Raw genomic sequence first — 18,934 nt, 5'->3', positions numbered from 1 at the left:
ATGCCCGGGCCCTCTGTAAACAGGCCTACTCGTCCTGAGCGGCCTCGTCTTCGGGCTCTACGATCTCCACAAATTCGGTAAGGATCATACGGATTGTCTCCGCCTCTTCCGAATCCAGGCCCTCTATCGATCCTGCCGTTGCAGGATCAAGCGTTATGAGTTCTTCCAGTTCCACGATTCCTGCGATCCGGAGTTTTTCAATGATCTCTCCGGTGATGCCGGGAAGCTCGGCGATGGAGGAGATGATCTCCCCTTCTTCGTCATCGTCTTCCTGTTCATCCTCTTCCGAATCCTCTGATTCATCATCGTAGTCATCGTAGTCGTCTTCCTCGTCGTAGTCATCCTCGTAGGAGGCGTCTTGCTCGACGATTTCCACGTTGTCGGCGATAATCTTGCCCAGGTCCTCGGCAATGGCGGGAGTCATGCCCTGAAGCTCTCCCAGATCCTCGGCAGAAAGGCCCACCACTTCCTCGATGAGGGTGAGGTCATTGTCCTTGAGAATCGTTACCATTTCCTGGCTGATACCGGGGAGTTCGGCAATATCGGTAATCTCTTCCTCGGTGCTGTCACTGTCGCCAAAGAGCATGGACATGGCGCGCTTCGACTCCGCTGCCAGATCGAGATCGTCCAGCTGATCCGGAGTCTTGACATCGATGTTCCAGTCAGCCAGGCGGTTCGCCAGCCGGACGTTGAGCCCCTGCTTTCCGATTGCCAGGGAGAGTTGCTCCTCGGGAACAACAGCCAGGGCCTGGCGGCGGGCTTCGTCCAGAATAATGACGTTGGAAACCTCGGCGGGGGAAAGGGCGTTTTTTATGAGCATACGGGGGTCCGAGTCGTACTTGAGAATGTCGATCTTTTCACCCTCGAGCTCCCGGACGATCGCCTGAATTCTGACCCCCCGAAGCCCGACGCAGGCCCCTACAGGGTCCACGTCCTCGCGGTTGGAGGCTACGGCGATCTTTGTGCGGTACCCTGCCTCGCGGACGATCCGGACGATCTCCACGGTTTTCCCGTAAATCTCGGGAACCTCGATCTCGAAGATCCGCTTGACCAGATCGGTGTGCGTCCGTGAGAGAGCGATCTGAAGCCCCGTGCCGCTCTTGGCGACATCCACGATCAGAGCCTTGATTCGATCGTTGGGACGATAGATCTCGCGCGGGGACTGGTAGCGCTTGGGCAAAATGCCCTCGGCCTTGCCCAGATCGATAAAGACGTTGCCGTTCCGCTCCCGCTGGACGTAGCCGATAACGAGCTCCCCCACCTTGTCGATGAACTCGGAATAGAGGGTATCTTTCTGGATCTCCCGTATTCGCTGGCGGGCCCGCTGTTTTGCCGTCTGGATCGCCACCCGATCAAAATCCTGGGGGTTGATCTCGATGAGAAGCTCGTCCCCCACCTCGCATTCGTCGTTCAGGAGGAGTGCATCCTCCAGGGATATCTCGGTGACCTCGTCCTCCAGGTCATCGACAATTTTTTTCTGGGCGTAGAGCGTTACCTCNGTTCCATCGTCGCTGAACTGGACCACGGCGTTTTCGTCGTGACCAAAGGTGCGCTTGTACGCAGCCAGAAGAAAGTCTTCGATTACGCTGATGAGCAGCTCTTCGGAAATGCCTTTGTCGTTTACTACGGCGCGGATAGCATCCGCAAGTCCTGTCGCCATCTGTTCCTCCCGCCTCTATTCGGTCAGCCGTGCTTTCGTGATCATCTCGGGAGAAAAGGTTTCTTCCCGACCGTCGTCTGTGCGGATCACGCAGGATCCCTCGTCGGCCGACAAGATGGTCCCCGAGATCCATTCCGACGCTCCCGGGCAAAGCACCTGCACCCGACAGCCGCAAAACACGTCGAACTCGTGGAAACTCGTCAGTACTCTGGATATCCCCGGTGAACTGAACTCGACACGCAGATCCCTGGTCTCGAGCAGGGCTTCCAGGCGCGGTTCCAGAGCGCGATGCAGCTCCGCCAGCGCATCCAGGACGATCCCCTCGGGGTGATGAAGCACACAATGAACGTGGGGACGCTGCCTGATCACTTCCGATGAGAAAGAGACCAGTCGATATCCCTGGGGTTCCACGATCTCCCGGACTGCCTCGGCCAGGGGACCTTCCGGTTTCCGGTTGTACATGATGAGTTCCTCTCTTCAGGTATTGCCGGAGCACCCCCCGGCAGACGAGCTCCGCGGGTCTGGCAGTATACAAAAAAAGAGCCGGCAGAAGCGACTCTTTGCTGTCCAAGCCGTGAGCTGTCGTGGTCACTCTATTCCGAAATGACACGATGGTCAAGTAGAGGAGTCAGGAGGAGAGGCGGTCGCCTCTCTTCAGAGACGGACCGCGAGAAGAAGGGCACCCCACTCTTCCACGCCCAGTTNCTGGAGAATTTCCCCGCACCGCCCGATTGTTGCTCCCGTGGTTACCACATCGTCCACCAGTACAACCCGGCGGGGAACAGCCTCCGGGGGGATTCGCCGGGAGGGCGAGAAGTGGCTCCCCGCGTTTTCCCGCCGCTCTTCCCTGGAGAGGACCTTCTGGGCTCTGCCCCGGGATCTCTTCACCAGCAGGGCCTCCCTGGACGAGAGTGCCCGTCCCAGGAGGCGGGCCTGATCGAACCCGCGCGACCGCCTCCCGGCGGGAGAGGCCGGCACGGGCACGACCACCAGATCATCTTCGGTCATCCAGGACTCCTGCAATTTCCGGTAGAGGGGCCTGAGCAGCAGATCTGCCAGGACAGGAGCAGCTTTCCTGTGGCCGGGATTTTTCAGGACCCTGATGGCCTGCACCATCTCCCCGGAATACTCCCGGGCAGCCCAGACCCTCGGGGACGATTCGAGCAGAAACGGGCCGGGCGCAGAGAGGATGTCTTCCACGCAAGGACCGCAGAAACCGCCAAGCTCTTCCTGGAGAAGGGAGGTCTCTCCACAGAGCTCGCAGGAGTCGGTCCGGAGAAGGGACAGCACCCCCAGAAGGCGAGAGAGGATTGGTACATCAGGAGAAGCTGAGGGATCGGCAGAGAAGGTCATACCCTCGAGAGGGCCCCGGGGAACTCCGCGCTTCCGGGACCGGCACGATTTGTTCCGGCAGGTGGAGCGTGAGGTTCGCCAGGCCTCTCACCGGCGCGGGAACGCATCCTCCTGGAGGAGCTTCTGCCAGCGGTAGAGGAGATCCAGGGCATCCCTGGGCGTGCATTGGTCGAGATCGATCCCGGCGAGCTCCGCAGTTACCAGGTCAGGTGGGGCGAAGAGCTCTTCCTGCGATCCACTTCGGGACTCTCCATCTCCATTCTCGCGAGGGGGCGGCGCAGGGGGGGCCGCAGGTTGCCCCTCTCCCTGCGCTCCGGCGTCCCGGGAACGGCCCTCAAAATGGAGCAGAAGCTGCCGGGCCCGTTCGATGACCGCCTCGGGAATACCCGCCATGCGGGCCACGTCCACCCCGTAGGAACGGTCGGCCGAGCCGGGGCGGAGCTTCTTCAGGAAGACAATTTGCTGGTCGGAATGGTCCACAGCCATGGTGAGACGGCAAAAGCCCGCCCCCTCGAGCCCCGAGAGCTCGTGATAGTGGGTAGCAAAGAGGGTTCTGCAGCGCACCTGGCCCAGCAGATATTCGCAGACGGCCCAGGCGATGGCCAGTCCGTCGTGGGTACTGGTTCCCCGGCCCACCTCGTCCATGATCACCAGACTTGCACCGGTGGCGTTCCGCAGAATGTTGCTGGTCTCGTTCATCTCCACCAGAAAGGTCGATTCGCCCCGGGCGATGTTGTCCGAGGCCCCCACCCTGCAATAGATGCGATCGGTCAGGCCGATCTCGGCGCTCTCGGCCGGGACAAAGCTCCCGGCGTGCGCCATAAGCGCGATGAGGGCCGTCTGCCGCAGAACCGTGGATTTTCCAGCCATATTTGGCCCTGTTATGAGAGCAAAACGGGTTTTATCCTGATCCAGGGCGAGATCGTTGGGAACGAAATCACCAGCCGGGAGGTGCGCCTCTACCACGGGGTGCCGTCCTCCGGTGATGCGGATTACAGGTTCCCCGATCAGTCGGGGCCGCCGGTATCCCTGAAGAGTAGCAGCTCTTGCCAGGGCCGCTGCTGCGTCGACCCGGGCAAGATGGTCCGCCAGAGTCGCCAGGAGCGGGATCTCCTCTGCAGCCCGGGCCCGCAACGCCAGAAAAAGTTCCTGTTCCCGGGCCACCGATTCCTCGGTGGCGTTATTGATCTCCCCCTCGAGCTCGCTCAAGCGGGTTGTAGTGTACCGTTCGGCATTGGCCAGACTCTGCCGCCGGATAAAGAACGAGGGGACTCGTTCTGCCTGGGACCGGGGAATCTCAAAAAAGTGCCCCAGGAGGCGGTTATACTTGATCTTCAGGCTCTGCAGCCCCGTCTCGCGACGCAACTCCTCCAGATAGGCAGCGAGAACTTCCTGACTTCCCCGTTGGAGCTGGCGCAACCGGTCCAGGCGCGTATCGTAGCCCTCCCGGATAATGCCTCCCTCGTTGAGTGCCACAGGAGGATCATCCTGGAGAACAGAAGAGATCTGGTCACCCAGGGCCAGGGCCCGCTGCCAGTGGTCGGGCCTCTCCAGGAGGCCCGATTCGGCATCCTGGCCAAACCAGTCGGGAAGGATGGCTGCTATCTTCCCNGCGACTTCGATTGTTCCTGCGATGGCCGCTACATCCCGAGGGTGGGCTTTCTCCACTCCCAGGCGAGAGGTGAGGCGCTCCAGATCGTAGGCCTGATTCAGGAGCTCCCGCAGCCGCAGAAGATCCTGTTGCCGGTGATAGAGCTCCTCCACCTGATCCAGCCGTCGCTCGATCTCCTCCTGATCGCGGGCAGGCAGGGTGAGACGACGCCGCAGGAGGCGGCTCCCCATGGGCGTCGCCGTCTGATCCAGGACGCTCAGGAGCGTAAAGGACCGGCTCCCGTCGTGCATGTTCGCCACGATTTCCAGATTTCTCAGAGTGGCATCGTCCAGAATGAGTACGTCCTCGTCGTGATGGCGGCGGAGGCTGTGAAGATGCCCCAGGACGTGGCGGGCGTTTTCCTGCAGATAATCCAGGAGAGCCCCTCCCGTGAGCAGGGCCGGGTCGGAGGATTCGAAGCCGAAGCCCCGAAGATTTTCCACCCCCAGGACATCACAGAGCCGTTCCCGGGCAGATTCCCGGGAGAAGCCCCAGTCGGGTATGCGGTTTACCACCACGTCACGGCAGCCCTGGGACCCGGCGCCGCCGGAGCTGCCACCGCCGGAACGCCCCGCGAGGGAAGAAAGATACCGGGATCGCTCCAGAAGCGATTCCTGGACGAGGATCTCCCGGGGGTGAAGCCGCGCAATCTCCCTCTGGAGAAGCGACTCCTGATCCCGCGCAGGATAGGCGGCCAGGGTGAGCTCCCCCGTGGAGACGTCGCACCAGCCCACGGCGAGATGGTCCCCTTCCTTCCCCAGGGCCACGAGATAGTTGTTTGACTCGGGATCAAGATAATCCTGATCGAAGACAGCCCCCGGCGAGAGTACTTCCACCACATCCCGCTCGGCCAACCCCTTGCCGTCGGGGGGGCTGATCTGCTCGCAGATCGCCACTTTTCGCCCCTGTGCGAGCAGGCGCCCGATGTATCCGCGCGAGGCGTGGTGAGGGACTCCGCACATGGGGACACCCTGACGCTGGGTCAGGGTGAGTCCCAGAAGACGCGAGGCTTCCCGGGCGTCGGAGCCGAAGAGCTCGTAAAAATCGCCCAGGCGGAAGAGAAGAAAGGCGTCGCGGTGACGAGACTTGAGCGCCTCGTACTGCCGCAGCATCGGGGTAGACACGGAGCTTGTCCGGGCCTATCGGCTGGTTCGGATCAGCCGCTGAAGGACCTTGTCGCTCACATCGATCTCCGAGGACCACCACTGGATACCTTCGGTGTCGGATCGGAGGATCAGGGTGAACCCTTCGGTCTCGGCCACGTACTGGATCGCGTTCTGCAGGCGCTGCAGGAAGTCGTCCGAGAGCAGTTGAGTCTGGCGATGCTCCAGTTGCTGGCGCCGCCGCCGCGTGAGGTCTTCGAGAAAGCGCTGGAGTTCCGTGATTTGCTCTTCGAGCTGATCGGCCCGGCGGCGGTTGCCCACTTCCCGGGCACTCACGTGACGGTCTTTCAGGCTCTCCAGTTCGAGAAAGTGCTCGTCGATCTCCTCCTGGTACTGCTGGCGAAGCCGCTCCAGATCCCGCACGGCCTGGGAGTCGCGGTAGAAGGAATTGTAAACCTGGTTGATGTTGACGATCCCCACGGTGGAGATCCCCTGGGCCGAGACCAGGGCTCCTCCCAGGAGAAGGAGTCCTCCCGCCAGGATACATTTCAGGGTTTTGCCGGTCCGTCCAAAGGGTGTGTCATATCTCATCGTTCGCGCTCCTCCGAAAGGAATATTGTGTTTGTTGTCTCGCGTCCATGGCCTGCTTCAGGGCGGAGTTCCTAGAAGAACTCCGCACCGATCGTAAAGACCAGGTCGACGCCCCGTCCGCTGTCGGAATCACCCCCGTTGAAGAGGTTGCCCGTCTTCCACTCGATGTTTCCGTTCTCGTCGTACTCGAAGCGCTTTGCCAGATAGAGACGGATGGGAAACTGGGGAATAACGAAACGGATTCCCGTACCGATGGTAAACTGCCAGTCCTGTTTCTCGATGTCGCTCATGCGCTGCCGGTCGTCCCAGTTGGCCAGGTTTGAGGAGAATTCCCTCATCACGGCGGCTTCGAAGAAGGTATCCCACCAGATTACCTGCTCCGAGAGGGGCATGCGCAGCTCGATCCAGTTGTTCCAGGTGGTGGCCCCGTCGCTACGGAAGGACCATCCCCGGGAGGTGAACATGCCGTCGAGACGGAGGGTGTCGCTCTGTTCGATCTTGAAATACTTGTCGCTATCCTCGGAGTAGAGGAAGTTGGGCAGGATAAAGCTGAGTTTTGATTGCATGCCCAGGACCATCTTCCAGTTCCATTCNCCCAAGGGAACGTCCCAGAGGGTGAAGAAGACCTCGGCCGTGGTCTCGGAGCGGGTGAAGTGGCGCTCTCCTCCCAGGAACCCTCCGGTAAGGTTGAACTGCTGGTCCAGGCGGAAGCCGCTGGAGGGGCTGTAAATAAAGTCGCGCCGGTCCAGGGCGGCACCGAGCCCCCAGGTGTTGATAAAGCGCCACCGCTCGTGGTTGTCGCGGGTGGTATCGCTGGCGGGACGGTAGATCGAATCGTCGTAGGTGAGGTACCGGATTCCCGTACTGATCGAGGTGCGCGGGGTGAATCGCCCCAGGGGAGTCCGGAAGGTATAGCCCGTGTTCGCGCCCAGACGGATGTTGTAGGCGTCGTAGCTCATGAGGTTTTCCGAGGGAATATTACGCGTACTTCCACCGAGATACTCGTACTCGTTCTCCAGATTGTATTTNCCTACAGCCGTTGACGAGGGAGTTCCCGGAAAGCGATCACCGGCGTTATAGGTTCGGCCGTTGAACTCGGTACCGTCCTTGGTGAAGACATAATCTTCGTGATTATACGGGTCCGGTACCGCGTTGTCGTCGCCATCGGCATAAAGGGGCGCCCGGGCATTCTGGGGGACGTTGTTGATCACGGACCGGTCAAAGCTCAGATTAAGCCCTCCCGACCAGCGCCGTCCAAAGAGCCACCGCTCGCGGAAGTTGAAGGTCACCCGCTGATTCACCGGCGAGGCCGTGGCCTGGATCCCGAAAATCTGACCCCGGCCACGAAAGTTCCGGTCCTGCCACTGGATTTGGGCCGAGACGGGAAAATCCTGGTTCCCGCCGAAGGCGAGACCGAAGGTGATATCGGCGGTACTCCCCTCCTCCAGATTGATGATCAGGTCCATGAGACCTTCGGTGCTTCCCGGCGGAGTCTCGGGGGCGATGGCAGAAAAATACTGAAGGTTTGCCAGGTTACGAAGGCCCTCACGAATTCTGGTGGCGCTGAAGACGTCCCCCACTTCCAGGGGGATCTCCCGGGCGAGCACAAAGTCCTTGGTCTTCTCGTTCCCCCGGAAGATGATGTTCTCGATATGCGCCCGGTTCCGTTCCACGATATCTACCTGAAAAGAGATCGTCCTGGTCTCCTCGTCACGGATTTCGCGACGGGTGATCTGGTTGAAGATATAGCCGCTCTCGTAATAGCGGTCAGCCACGCGCTGATAATCTGCCTCGAAGCGGACCAGATCCAGGACGTCACCCGCTTCGAGCCGGACCAGCCCCCCCAGCTCATCATCGGAAAAGATAGTGTTCCCCTGGAAGGTGATCCCCCCGAAGGTATACTGGGCACCCTCGTCCACGCTCAGGGTAAGGGTGAGATAACTGCGGTTCTCGTCGGGCTCTTCCCGAACATCCTTTCGCACATCGACAACATCGGCGTCGATATACCCCCGCTCGTAATAGAAGCGGCGTATCCTGTTCTTGTCCTGCTCCAGGAGCGTCGCCTGAAAAAGACCGCGATTAAAGATGCTCCGCTCGCGCAGTTGCATGACGCCCCGCAGATTCGCCTCGGAGGCGAACTGGTTTCCCGCAAACCGGATCGACTCGATCGAGAGCTGAGCCCCCTCGTTGATGGTGAACCGGACAATGTTCTCCTCTTCCTCCTGGATGAACTCGGAAGAGACAGAGATGTTGGGAAATCCCTGTTCGAGGTAGAGGTTGCGAATCGCTTCCTCGTCCATGCGCAGCTTGGACCGGGTTACCATGTCCCCCTGCTTCAGGAGGATGACATCGCGAAGCCGGTTTCGCCCCAGACGGTTGTTCCCCGAAAACTGGATGGCTGTTATAACGGGCCGCTCCTGGACCTCGAAGGAGAGGACCATCCCGTCGTCGGGTCCATCGGGCAGGTCCCCGGGCCGGACGGCATTCGGGATGATCTGTTCGAAGAGATCCATGGCGTAGAGTCGCCTCTGCAACTCCAGGAAGGTCTGCTCCGTAAAGGGTTCGTCGATAAAACTCTCGATCACGGGGAAGAGTTCGTTCTCCGTGACCGTTCGCAACCCCTCGAAACGGATCTCCCGAATCGGTTCGTTCAGGTACCAGTCGGGGTTATCCTGGGCCTGTAATACCCCGCCAACTACACAAAGCAGCAGGACGCAGCGCAATAGTCGCATTCATGCTCCCTAAAATAATCAGTACGAAAATGACCACAGAAACGAGAAGGTGTTGTCTCTTACAAAGAGCTCTTCAGGATTCTGCGGAGCAAGATTCCACTCCAACATAAAAAATGGCGTTTGCCATTCTAAACTAATTTCTGAATCTATCAATACCCCTCCAACGCGCTGAAACCCCTGGTCATCGCCAAATATATCGTGATCCCGGGCCCGCATCTGGATAACGGTCTGACCAAAGACGCTATCGCCGATATAGCGACCAAAGAAAATTGATGTATTATTAAGATAGGTTCCCAGGGTGGGTGCCGTCTGGAGTGCTTCCTCCTCAACGGGAGTGAGCGCCGTGAGCAGAATATTCTGGATTACGCTGGTCCGAACGGCAAAAAGATCCAGATCGAGCCTCTCCCGGACAGCGTTCTCGAACTGACGGAAAAACCCGAACTGGGTAACCAGATCGGTGGTGGAGAGAAGGGCCGAGGGGACGTTGGAAGCACTCTCGCCGGTGGTCTGAAAAATATTTCCCCCGAGAATCGCCACGATCTCGGCTCCGTCCAGGGGAGGATTCGATTCAAAACGGGGACTGAACTCGCTCAGTCGTTGCCTGTCCGAGACGAGATAGATCCGGACCGGCCCATCGGGCGTTGCCTCGCGCAGCTCTGCCCGCAGAGTTATCCGGGGATCGAACTCTACCTGGGTCTCCCTGAACTCGACCGACCCTTCGCGCAGGAGAAAACTCCGGTCAAAGTAGAGGACATCACCGCTCTGAATATCTATGACGCCCACCAGAGAGAAGGCTCCCTCCCGGGTATCGAGAACCAGCTGGACCCCCTGACCCAGGGCGAAGTTACTGCGGAGAATGGGTATTTCCGCATCGGGCCAGATGAACCGGACCCCCCTGCCCGTGCTGATCCGCAGATCGGTGGTCATGTGGGGGCCAATCATTAATTCGGGATCAAAGGAGGGGTCGAGTGCCAGCTCCGTTCCGTAGAGCGTTACCGCTCCGGTGAGATCAAGATCCTGAAGCGTTCCTGCCACCTGCAAGGCCCCCCGGGCGAAGCCGTCTACGTGCATGGGACCGAAGGTGGCAACCACACGTCCACCGGTTTCTCCCGGTATCTCCAGGTCGATGCGGTATTCCTCAAAATCCAGATTGCTCAGAAGGATCCGCGCCGAGACATCGAGCGAGGCCAGCCCCGCAGGGGTCCGGGTGCGCTGCATTCGCACCTGATTCTCCTCGAAGATCAGAACGGTGTTCAGAGGTCCCACAGAATCGGGTGAGAAGGGCGTCCTGATTCGCCCCTCCTGGACCGCGAGGGTTCCAAAGAGGTTGGGATCACCGGGAGGACCGATAGCACGCAGGGATCCCCGCATCGTCCCCCCCTCCAGACTGAAACTCTGGAGAATCGGAGGCAGGGTGAGGTGATCCATCTCGATGTGAATATCCGAGATGGTAAGTTCGATCCGTTCGGACGAAACGAAGCCCCGCGCACGCCCCCGGAAGGGTGCATCTCCCGCAACAAGAAGATCGATCTCCCCCTGGTCGGTCAGATGGAGGCGAATAGCCCGGTCCTGACGCTCCAGGAGGGTCTCTTCCGTTGTCCGCAGGAGACGATACCGCAGGGCCCGGGGGTCTTCCGGCGGCGCTTCGTCGGAAGGCGTCAGGGTGAGGGCCAGATCGAGGGGCATCGTCCTGAAGACCTCGAGGTCGAGCACATCCAGCGGAGCGGTCTCCCCCGAGAAAACCAGATCAATCTCCCGCCCTTCCCGCTGAGCCGAGAGCTCACCCTCCATAGCCCCACTCGTGCGGTTCAGCATTACCCGGGGAACCTCCAGGCTGGTAGTCCCGTACGTAAAGGATCCCTGGTTCATCCGCAGAAGTTCCTGGTCACCCTGAACAAAAAAACGGAGCGCCAGGGGGACCCCCTGAAAGAGAAGCGATTCGGATTCCAGAAAGACCCGGAAATCGGGGGCCCGGGGTTCCCCCACCATCTGCACGGTTCCGGTCAGGGTTCCTTCCTCGACCCGGGGCGAGAGCCGTGTGGCGGGAGCCTGGGCAAACCGGAGATCCAGGGCGATATTGCCCCCGGCGTAGCGGGCCGCAAGACGATACTGTTCATCCGATTCGATCCCGGAAAATCCCCCCGTAAGCGATATCTCGGGATCACCCCGATCCAGGCGGTACCGGGCCTGGACCGAGCCGGCCAGGGTACTTACCTGATCATTCAGTTCGGTGATCGCCAGATGAAATGTTTCGGGATGGAAGGCCGCTGCGAAGGTCGCCCTGCCGATCCTGTGGTTCGGCAGAGGCATATTCCGGAGCTCTCCGTCCTGGATCGTCAGGTACCAGTCAGTGATGTCGAAGTAAAGCGCCTCAAAATCGGCGGTTATGCGGAGATTTCCCATAGGCAGGGGCGTGTTGCGGGTTCGTGCCACCAGAGAGAGCGCCCCCCCCGAGGTGCGTCGCAGGGTTGCAGAAAAACCCTGGGGACCGCGAAGCTCCAGAATGCCCTCGGGAAAGAAGGACCCGTCCAGGAAATAGGAAACCCCGTTGACCGTGAAATCTGTAGAGAACGATATCTCGTCCCCTCTTCTGAGGAGGTCCACCTCGGCCGACCCGGCCACGGTAATGTCCCCCTCCCGGAGGTAGAACTGCCTGATCTCGAGAATCCCCTCCCGATAGGTTGCCGAGATCACCCCCTGACGCTGGGGGAGGTCCCTGTCCCAGACCGAGAGATAGGGAAGCCGTACCAGGAGATCGCCTTCCCGACGATCGAAGCGGGCCGTCCCGCTGACTCGATAGTCGGGTGCGTCCGGGGGGAACGAGGGTATCTGGACGGGAAGATCGGGATCCAGAGCTTTCAGAGCCGAGACCAGCTCGAGGAGATTCGCCTGTTCGACCTCCAGTTCCCCCGTGATATCTTCCAGAATATCACCGCCCGCAGCGTATCGCGCCGATCCGCGAAGCTGGCCCGGCACGTCTTCCTCCAGGGAGAGGGAGAAGTCCAGGGAGTTGTAGCGCCCCCCCCGAAGGTGCTTGCCCGCCAGGTTATACAGGGGAAAATCGTTAATCCGGAGCTCTCCCGAACTGATACCCACGGTATCGGAGGAGGCACTCACCAGAAGGACCCCCTCCAGAAGGGGGGACGATGCGTAGGAAAACCGGGAAAAACTGACCCTTCCATCAGGAGCCTGGGCGTGGCGCCTCCAGGATCCTGAAAAATGGGCGCGCCCCCGGGTTCCCCGAACCATCAGCGAGGGGAGTCGCAGAAGTTCCGGGGAAAGCTCGAAGGATGCTTCCAGGGGGAGCGGCTCGGGGAGGACCCTGTGCCGCAGGGTTCCGGCGATATCACCCCGGGCTTCGAGAAACCCTTCCTGGCGATGGAAAAGCGCCCGCGACCGGGTTGTCACGGGGCTTCGCAGCCACTCGTTCCAGGCGGCCCAGGGACCATGAAAACGGAGAAGCGACGAGGGAAGAAAATCTTCGCTTCGCAGGACCACGCCGAGGGTCTCGTCGGAAAGATCGATCTCTGCCATGAGGTCCAGGGCATCGTGGCTCCGGATACGCTCCACCGAGAGAGCATCGCCTCGACGTTCCAGCCGAAGCGTCAGATCCCGGGTGGTAAAATGGCTTCCCCCGATCCCCTGAAGCTCCAGGGTGGCCCCCCCAACCTCGCCTGAGCGGCTTCCGCTGAAACGCGCCGCTACACGGGTCTGGACTTCGAAAGGATGATCCTGCACCCGGGCACGCAGGGATGACTCTGCCCGAAGGGTTCCTGTCAGGGAGGCCCTGCCCAAAATCACCTGGGCAGAAATACCTTCCAGAAATATCTCCCGGGGAGGAGCTCCGGGAGAATCGGAGAAGTGGTGCAGTTCCCCCTGCTCCACCAGGATGGTGATTTCCCGGCGACCCGTACCGTCGCCACGAAAAAAGGCGATCGTCTGAAGCCACTGGGCCTGCTCTTCCGGGGAAGCGATCCGGATGTGTGGCGAGCCCAGGGTTACCTGGGGAATCATGCGGTGTCTGTCTCCGGCCAGAATGTGGGAAAGGCTGATCCCTACCGAGACGGTCCTGGCCGAGGCCGCGCCACCGGAGAGCCGGACCCCGTGGAGGGTCACTCCCCTCAACACCGAGGGGCTCGCCGATTCCCAGGAAATATCCTGGGCGATCGCCGATTCGAAGTCCTGGACCAGAAGGGACCGGATCTCAAGGAGTTGCTCTTCCGTGCGGGGAACGAGCCAGAACACGCCCGTCGCGAGAAGCGATGTCACCGCCGAGACCACGAGAAAGAGAAGGATCTTTCGAGTCAGTCGCTTCCTGTTCATTCCTCAATCCCGTATAGTCATGGTATCACATTACCGAGGGAGCATGCACGATGCCGCACCTTTCCTGGTCCGAAGATGTCTGGCCGGGGTTCATCGTTTTCGAGGGCCTCGACGGAGCCGGTACGACAACCCAGGCGCGACGCCTGACTCAATATCTTGCCCGGCAGGGCTCCGCTGAATTTACCTGCGAGCCCACCGATTTTGCAACAGGGACCCTTATCAGGAGCCTGCTGAAAGGTCCTGAATACGTTCGACCCGAGACACTGGCGCTTCTGTTTGCCGCCGACCGGCACGAGCATCTTTACCGTCCCGATTGCGGGATCAGGGATCGTCTGGCTGCGGGGGCGATGGTTGTCTGCGATCGCTATCTTTTTTCCTCTCTGGCCTATCAGGGGTCCCTGGCACAACCGGGCTTTGCCGAAGAACTGAACAGAAATTTCCCCCTGCCTCAGCACCTTTTCTTTATCGACACTTCCCTGGACGAGGCGCACCGGCGAACGGGCCTTCGCCAGGAGCGGGACTCCCTGGAAACGCGGGAGATCCAGGAGCAGGTGGCCCTCCGGTACCGGCAGGTAGTGGACGATTTTTCACTTCTCCCGGCCGTCCGGAGGGGAGAGATGAAGATCCACATTCTCTCGGGCGACCCGGGAGAAGAGGATATCTTCGGCGAGGTTCGTGCGGCCCTGGATCTGTAAAGCGAGACCGGAACGCCCCTGCACTCTTCGGTAAACTTTCTCCGGGAGAACCAGGGGAAACCCCTTGTGACTCTTCCGGCGAATGCCGATAGAAACACCATGAGGTCTCGTCTTTTTCTCCTCTGGACCCTGACGGGGGTCTTTCTCCTGGCACCGGCTCTGCCGGGGTCTTCGTCGTCGCGCCTGATCTACCGGGAGCAATTGTATCGCCTCTATCATCAGCATTTCTACACCCATCCCCAGCGAATCGCCGAGAACATCTATTGGCTGGAACAGGCCCTGCGGAGCGATTTTGCAAATCCCCTCTACGCCCTGGCGCGCATCGCCAACGAGCGGGAGTGGGAGTGGTACCGCTATCTCTTCTCGATGCACATCAACCTGAAACTTACTGAACTCTACCTTCAGTGGGGAGCCCAGTACATGAAGTTTGAAGCTTTTTTTTACAACGCCCCCTGGCAACAGCAGAACCTGGAAAGCCTGGACCGGGCAGAAGAACTCTTTACGTATGCTCTGGTCTACTGGGACGAGGCCCGGCGGTGGAGCCAGGAGGCGGCACCGATCCGGTTTATCAGCCTGGACCGAATCCAGCACTGGGAAGACCAGCACCACCGGATACGGAGCGGTTCCCTGAATTACCGCCGGATCATCGAGAACCACCTGGATCGGGTTGCAGAAGTACGTTCGGCCTTCGAAGCAATGGATGCCTCTACCTACTAAGCCAAGCCGGGTGCTGACTGTTGATCTGGCCTCTACCTGCCAGCCGGGTGCTGATCAGGCCTCCGGCCCCGGCTTCTAGCGGATCAGCATGGCATCGCCGTAGGAAAAAAACCGGTACCGTTCTTCCACAGCCAGGCGATACCAGCGCCTGATATCATCCGGCGTTGCAAAGGCGCTCACCAGAGCCAGGAGCGTGCTCCCCGGTGTATGAAAGTTGGTAAAGAGCTGGTCCACCACGCGAAAGCGGTACCCGGGATAGATGAAGATCCCTGTATCGTTTTCCCCCGGCACCAGACGCTGAAGGGACTCGTCCCAGGCCGACTCCAGCGTTCGCACCGCCGTGGTTCCCACAGCCAGAACGGTCCGACCCTCCTCTTTCGCCCTGCCGATTGCCCGGGCCGTCTCGGGAGAAACGCTGTAGCGTTCGGTATGCATCTGGTGATCCTCGAGCACCTCGGTTCGCACGGGAAGGAAGGTGCCAATCCCGACATGAAGAGTGACAAAATGGATCTCCACCCCCCGATCCTGCAGAGCCTGGAGGATCTCTTTGGTGAAATGCAGCCCCGCCGTGGGCGCAGCCACGCTTCCCACGGCACGGGCATAGACGGTCTGGTACCGCTGCGCGTCATCGGGGGAATCGGTGCGGGCGATGTAGGGGGGCAAGGGAATGTGACCGTGCTCGTCGAGCCACTGATCTGTCACGGGCTCCGAGAAGGTCAGCTCCCGGTAGGGCGGCTCCACCGAGGAGACCCGGGCCGTAATCCCCGAAGGGTCAAAGCGAAAAACCCTGCCCAGGCGCTGTTTCTTTGTATTGGGACCGATCACGAGCCACCGGTTCGGATCGCGGGGCTCTATCAGGAGAAATTCCTGACTGGACCCGGTATCGACCGTTTTGGCGTAAACCCGGGCGCGACGAACCCGGGAATCGTTGAAAATCATCACCGTCCCGGGGGCTACCGCCTCGACGATATCCGCCATGACCCGATGCTCGGCAGTGCCCCCGGCCCGATCGGCCAGAAAGAGACGGCTTGTCCCGCGCTCGAGGGGCGGCTCCTGGGCAATCAGCTCCTGGGGCAGATCAAAAAAGAGATCGCTGGTCTTCACCTGGGTCCTCCTGGGGAAGGCCGAGAACGGCGTAAGCTCGGGCTGTTGCAACTCGTCCACGAGCGGTTCGCTGGAGGAGCCCCTGCTGAATCAGAAAGGGTTCGTAAAAAACCTCCAGAGAGTCGAGCTCTTCTCCCACCGAGATGGCCAGCGTCTCGGCCCCCACGGGCCCCCCCTGATACATCTCAACGATAGCCCGGAGAATTTGCCGGTCCTGTTCTTCCAGGCCGTACTGATCGATGTTAAGCCGCTCCATCCCCTCGCGGACAACGGCACCGGTAATCACCCCTTCACCCAGGATCTGGGCAAAGTCACGCATCCTTCGAACCAGCCGGTTCGCCACCCGGGGTGTACCCCGGCAGGTCTCGGCCAGGAGCAGAACGGCTTCCTCCTGGATCGCTATCTCCAGGATAGACGAGGTTCGGCGAATGATCGCCGCCAGCTCGTCGCGGGTATAATAATCGAGACGAAGGGGGATCCCGAAGCGGGTATAGAGAGGGCTCGCCACCATACCCGGTCTGGTAGTCGCTCCCACCAGGGTAAAACGCGGCAACGGAACCCTCAGGGTTCGTGCGCTGGGGCCCTGCCCGATTATCCAGTCGATCTCGTAGTCCTCCATGGCCACGTAGAGCATCTCTTCCAGAGAGCTCTTCAACCGGTGGATCTCGTCGATAAAAAAGACCGTTCCTTCCTGGAGCGAGGTCAGGATACCCGCCAGGTCCTTGGGTTTTTCCAGAGCCGGCGCAGCTGTAACCCGGAGGTCTGCGCCCATCTCGTGGGCCATGATACTGGCCAGGGTGGTCTTGCCGAGGCCCGGAGGACCCGAGAGGAAGACATGGTCCAGCGATTCCTGGCGCTCCCGGGCGGCCTGGATAAAGACACGGAGATTGGCCTTGATCTGTTCCTGACCCAGAAAATCTTCCAGCAGGCGCGGCCGCAGCTCGTTCTCCCGGTGATCCTGTTCCTCAAAGTCGGGACGCAGGGGGTGATCGTCGTGATTGATCATGAGCTCAACTCCCTGATGGCGCGCCGGAAGAGCTCCTGCTCCTGATGCTCCGTCAGACCGCGATTGTTCTCATCTCCCGGCGCAGGCCCCTGGCCCGCATCGGAGGCCCGCTCACGGAGTTCGTCGTAGAGCCTCTCCAGAACCGGGCGGACCGACCCCTTGTCGTAGCCCATATCCACCAGCGCCGTGGCCAGTTCTTCCAGGGGCCCCACAGGAGCAGCTGCAGCAGTCCTGCCCGGAGGGGTCTCCCGAACCAGGTGCCCCTTGAGCTGGAGAATCATCTTCTGGGCCGTTTTGGTTCCCAGCCCGGGAATCCTGGTCAACGCCGAAAGATCCTCCTCCTCCAGGAACCGGGTAAGCTGCGTCACGGTTGTTCCCGAGAGTATCTTCAGGGCCTGACGGGGTCCTATGCCGGGAACGGTGATGAGTTGCAGAAAAGCCTGGCGTTCCGAACCGCTCCAGAAGCCGTAGAGCTTCAAAAGGTCCTCGCGAGTATGAAGATATACCAGAAGACGAGCCTCCTCGCCCCGCTCCACCGCGAGAACGGACTGAAAGGTGGTGGCGCTCACCTCGAGTTCCCATTCGATCCCCCCCGTCTCCAGAAAAACCAGGGGAAACTGGTGACCCGAGATCCGTCCTGTCAGGCTATGAAACATGCTTCACCTCCCGGAGCTACTATGCATACACGCCACGGCGGCTGCCAGGGCATCGGCGGCATGGTCCGGCCGGGGCGGGTCCTTGAGACCCAGAATAACCCGAACCATCTGAATGACCTGTTCTTTTTCGGCCTGACCGGTCCCCACAACGGCCTGCTTGATCTGTTGCGGAGTGTATTCCCGGGGCTCGAGGCCAAACCGGACAAGAGCCAGGAGAACGACCCCCCGGGCCTGGGCAACGGGAATCGCGCTGGTGACATTTCTGGTGAAGTAGAGGCCTTCGATCCCGGCGCGGTCCGGCCTGTGGCGCTCAAGAAGATCGGCGANCCCGGAATATATTNTCTCCAGACGATGTCCCGGGGAATCCTGCGCCGGGGTTCTGATCACACCGTACTCAAGGCACTCCAGCCGCCCCCGGGTCTCCCGAATAATCCCGTATCCTGTCGAGGCAAGACCCGGGTCGACACCCAGGATGACAGCCATCAGCCCTCGGGGTCGAAGTCGTCGGGAATATCCAGGTTGGTAGCTACCTCCTGAACATCGTCGTGGTCGTCCAGAAGTTCTATCAGCCGGATGGCTTTGCGGGTTTTTTCGGGATCCAGAGAGACCGTCGCATCGGGCACCCGCGAGATCTCGGCCATATCCTGCTCAAACCCGGCAGCAGTGAGTGCCTCCAGAACAGACTCGAAATCATCGGGTGCGGTGGTTACCTCGATCGTCCCGCCACTCACTGCGACATCGTCGGCTCCCGCCTCGATGGCGACCTCCATGATCTCGTCCTCGCTGTAGCGTTCGGCGCTGTAGGCGATAACACCNTTACGGTTGAAAAGATAGGAGACGCAGCCGTTCTCCCCCAGATTCCCCCCGTTCTTGGCCAGAATACTCCGGACGTCAGCAGCGGTACGGTTCTTGTTGTCCGTCAGAGCGTCGATCAGGATCGCCACACCGCCGGGGCCGTAGCCCTCGTAGGAAAGTTCCACGTAATCGGCACCGCCAAGCTCGCCGGTACCTTTTTTTATGGCCCTGTCNATATTGTCCTTGGGCATGTTGGCGCCCTTGGCTTTGGTTATAGCTGTGCGGAGCCGGGGGTTGCTCTCGATCTCGCCNCCCCCAAGACGCGCAGCGATCGTTATTTCCTTGATGATCTTGGAAAAGATTTTACCGCGCTTTGCATCCTGCGCGCCCTTTTTGTGCCGTATCGTGGCCCACTTGCTATGGCCGGACATGAAATCTCCTCGTGGTTTTCTGGAGTAAGTGAAAGGAACCTACCACTTGACCCCGGAGCTGTCAAGGTTTTGGGTTCGCCATCACTCGCCCCCCTGGCATCGCTCGCCCTGGCATCG

General features: G+C 60.4%; 13 protein-coding genes. 2 read left to right on the top strand and 11 right to left on the bottom strand.

Going from position 1 to position 18,934, the window contains the following annotated elements:
• Window positions 1-25 precede the first annotated feature (25 nt).
• From nusA to B071_RS0100915, 6 genes are all read right to left on the bottom strand, one after another.
• On the bottom strand, window positions 26-1,660 hold the full coding sequence (gene nusA, locus B071_RS0100945) for a transcription termination factor NusA (RefSeq protein ID WP_018525225.1): 1,635 nt from the start codon (window positions 1,658-1,660) through the stop codon (window positions 26-28).
• A 15-nt stretch (window positions 1,661-1,675) separates the two neighbouring features.
• Window positions 1,676-2,122: a ribosome assembly cofactor RimP gene (locus B071_RS18080; protein WP_018525224.1), complete on the bottom strand. Its 447-nt coding sequence runs from the start codon at window positions 2,120-2,122 to the stop codon at window positions 1,676-1,678.
• A 978-nt stretch (window positions 2,123-3,100) separates the two neighbouring features.
• Complete coding sequence (mutS, locus tag B071_RS0100930) at window positions 3,101-5,776, bottom strand: DNA mismatch repair protein MutS (RefSeq protein WP_018525222.1); 2,676 nt, start codon at window positions 5,774-5,776, stop codon at window positions 3,101-3,103.
• Window positions 5,777-5,803: 27 nt separating this feature from the next.
• A complete protein-coding gene (locus B071_RS0100925) occupies window positions 5,804-6,358 on the bottom strand; it encodes an OmpH/Skp family outer membrane protein (RefSeq protein ID WP_018525221.1) in 555 nt (184 codons plus the stop codon).
• Window positions 6,359-6,429: 71 nt separating this feature from the next.
• Window positions 6,430-9,090, bottom strand: coding sequence for an outer membrane protein assembly factor BamA (gene bamA / locus B071_RS0100920; protein ID WP_026244878.1), 2,661 nt, complete (start codon window positions 9,088-9,090; stop codon window positions 6,430-6,432).
• An 18-nt stretch (window positions 9,091-9,108) separates the two neighbouring features.
• Window positions 9,109-13,413 carry a translocation/assembly module TamB domain-containing protein gene (locus B071_RS0100915; RefSeq protein WP_018525219.1) on the bottom strand — a complete coding sequence of 1,435 codons (4,305 nt, stop codon included), beginning with the start codon at window positions 13,411-13,413 and terminating at the stop codon, window positions 9,109-9,111.
• 50 nt (window positions 13,414-13,463) lie between these two features.
• Between B071_RS0100915 and tmk the strand changes: the two genes are divergently transcribed.
• A complete protein-coding gene (gene tmk / locus B071_RS0100910) occupies window positions 13,464-14,108 on the top strand; it encodes a dTMP kinase (RefSeq protein WP_018525218.1) in 645 nt (214 codons plus the stop codon).
• Window positions 14,109-14,207: 99 nt separating this feature from the next.
• Window positions 14,208-14,825: a DUF8513 domain-containing protein gene (locus tag B071_RS0100905; RefSeq protein ID WP_018525217.1), complete on the top strand. Its 618-nt coding sequence runs from the start codon at window positions 14,208-14,210 to the stop codon at window positions 14,823-14,825.
• A gap of 75 nt (window positions 14,826-14,900) precedes the next feature.
• Here the strand turns inward: B071_RS0100905 and queA are convergent, their stop codons facing one another.
• The 5 genes from queA to B071_RS0100880 all read right to left on the bottom strand — a co-directional run bounded on the left by queA (window position 14,901) and on the right by B071_RS0100880 (window position 18,817).
• The gene (queA, locus tag B071_RS0100900) at window positions 14,901-15,929 is read right to left on the bottom strand and encodes a tRNA preQ1(34) S-adenosylmethionine ribosyltransferase-isomerase QueA (RefSeq protein WP_018525216.1); all 1,029 of its coding nucleotides are present in this window, start codon (window positions 15,927-15,929) and stop codon (window positions 14,901-14,903) included.
• The gene (gene ruvB, locus B071_RS0100895; protein WP_018525215.1) at window positions 15,904-16,935 is read right to left on the bottom strand and encodes a Holliday junction branch migration DNA helicase RuvB; all 1,032 of its coding nucleotides are present in this window, start codon (window positions 16,933-16,935) and stop codon (window positions 15,904-15,906) included. Before ruvB ends, queA begins: the two co-directional genes overlap by 26 nt.
• The gene (ruvA, locus tag B071_RS0100890; protein ID WP_018525214.1) at window positions 16,932-17,591 is read right to left on the bottom strand and encodes a Holliday junction branch migration protein RuvA; all 660 of its coding nucleotides are present in this window, start codon (window positions 17,589-17,591) and stop codon (window positions 16,932-16,934) included. The genes ruvB and ruvA overlap by 4 nt, the downstream gene beginning before the upstream one ends.
• Window positions 17,592-17,594: 3 nt before the next feature.
• Window positions 17,595-18,074: a crossover junction endodeoxyribonuclease RuvC gene (gene ruvC / locus B071_RS0100885; RefSeq protein ID WP_018525213.1), complete on the bottom strand. Its 480-nt coding sequence runs from the start codon at window positions 18,072-18,074 to the stop codon at window positions 17,595-17,597.
• Complete coding sequence (locus B071_RS0100880; protein WP_018525212.1) at window positions 18,074-18,817, bottom strand: YebC/PmpR family DNA-binding transcriptional regulator; 744 nt, start codon at window positions 18,815-18,817, stop codon at window positions 18,074-18,076. The genes ruvC and B071_RS0100880 overlap by 1 nt, the downstream gene beginning before the upstream one ends.
• Window positions 18,818-18,934 lie beyond the last annotated feature (117 nt).

The organism is Alkalispirochaeta alkalica DSM 8900, from assembly GCF_000373545.1.
In the GTDB taxonomy this organism is placed as follows: Bacteria; Spirochaetota; Spirochaetia; order DSM-27196; family Alkalispirochaetaceae; genus Alkalispirochaeta; species Alkalispirochaeta alkalica.
The sequence above is the reverse complement of the archived record's forward strand: the minus strand, read 5'-3'. Positions and strand labels throughout refer to the sequence as shown.

Coding starts and splice junctions, on each gene's coding strand:
- B071_RS0100915 (WP_018525219.1), bottom strand. CDS start 13,413: ATGAACAGGAAGCGACTGACTCGAAAGATCCTTCTCTTTCTCGTGGTC.
- B071_RS0100925 (WP_018525221.1), bottom strand. CDS start 6,358: ATGAGATATGACACACCCTTTGGACGGACCGGCAAAACCCTGAAATGT.
- B071_RS18080 (WP_018525224.1), bottom strand. CDS start 2,122: ATGTACAACCGGAAACCGGAAGGTCCCCTGGCCGAGGCAGTCCGGGAG.
- ruvB (WP_018525215.1), bottom strand. CDS start 16,935: ATGATCAATCACGACGATCACCCCCTGCGTCCCGACTTTGAGGAACAG.
- B071_RS0100905 (WP_018525217.1), top strand. CDS start 14,208: ATGAGGTCTCGTCTTTTTCTCCTCTGGACCCTGACGGGGGTCTTTCTC.
- tmk (WP_018525218.1), top strand. CDS start 13,464: ATGCCGCACCTTTCCTGGTCCGAAGATGTCTGGCCGGGGTTCATCGTT.
- ruvA (WP_018525214.1), bottom strand. CDS start 17,591: ATGTTTCATAGCCTGACAGGACGGATCTCGGGTCACCAGTTTCCCCTG.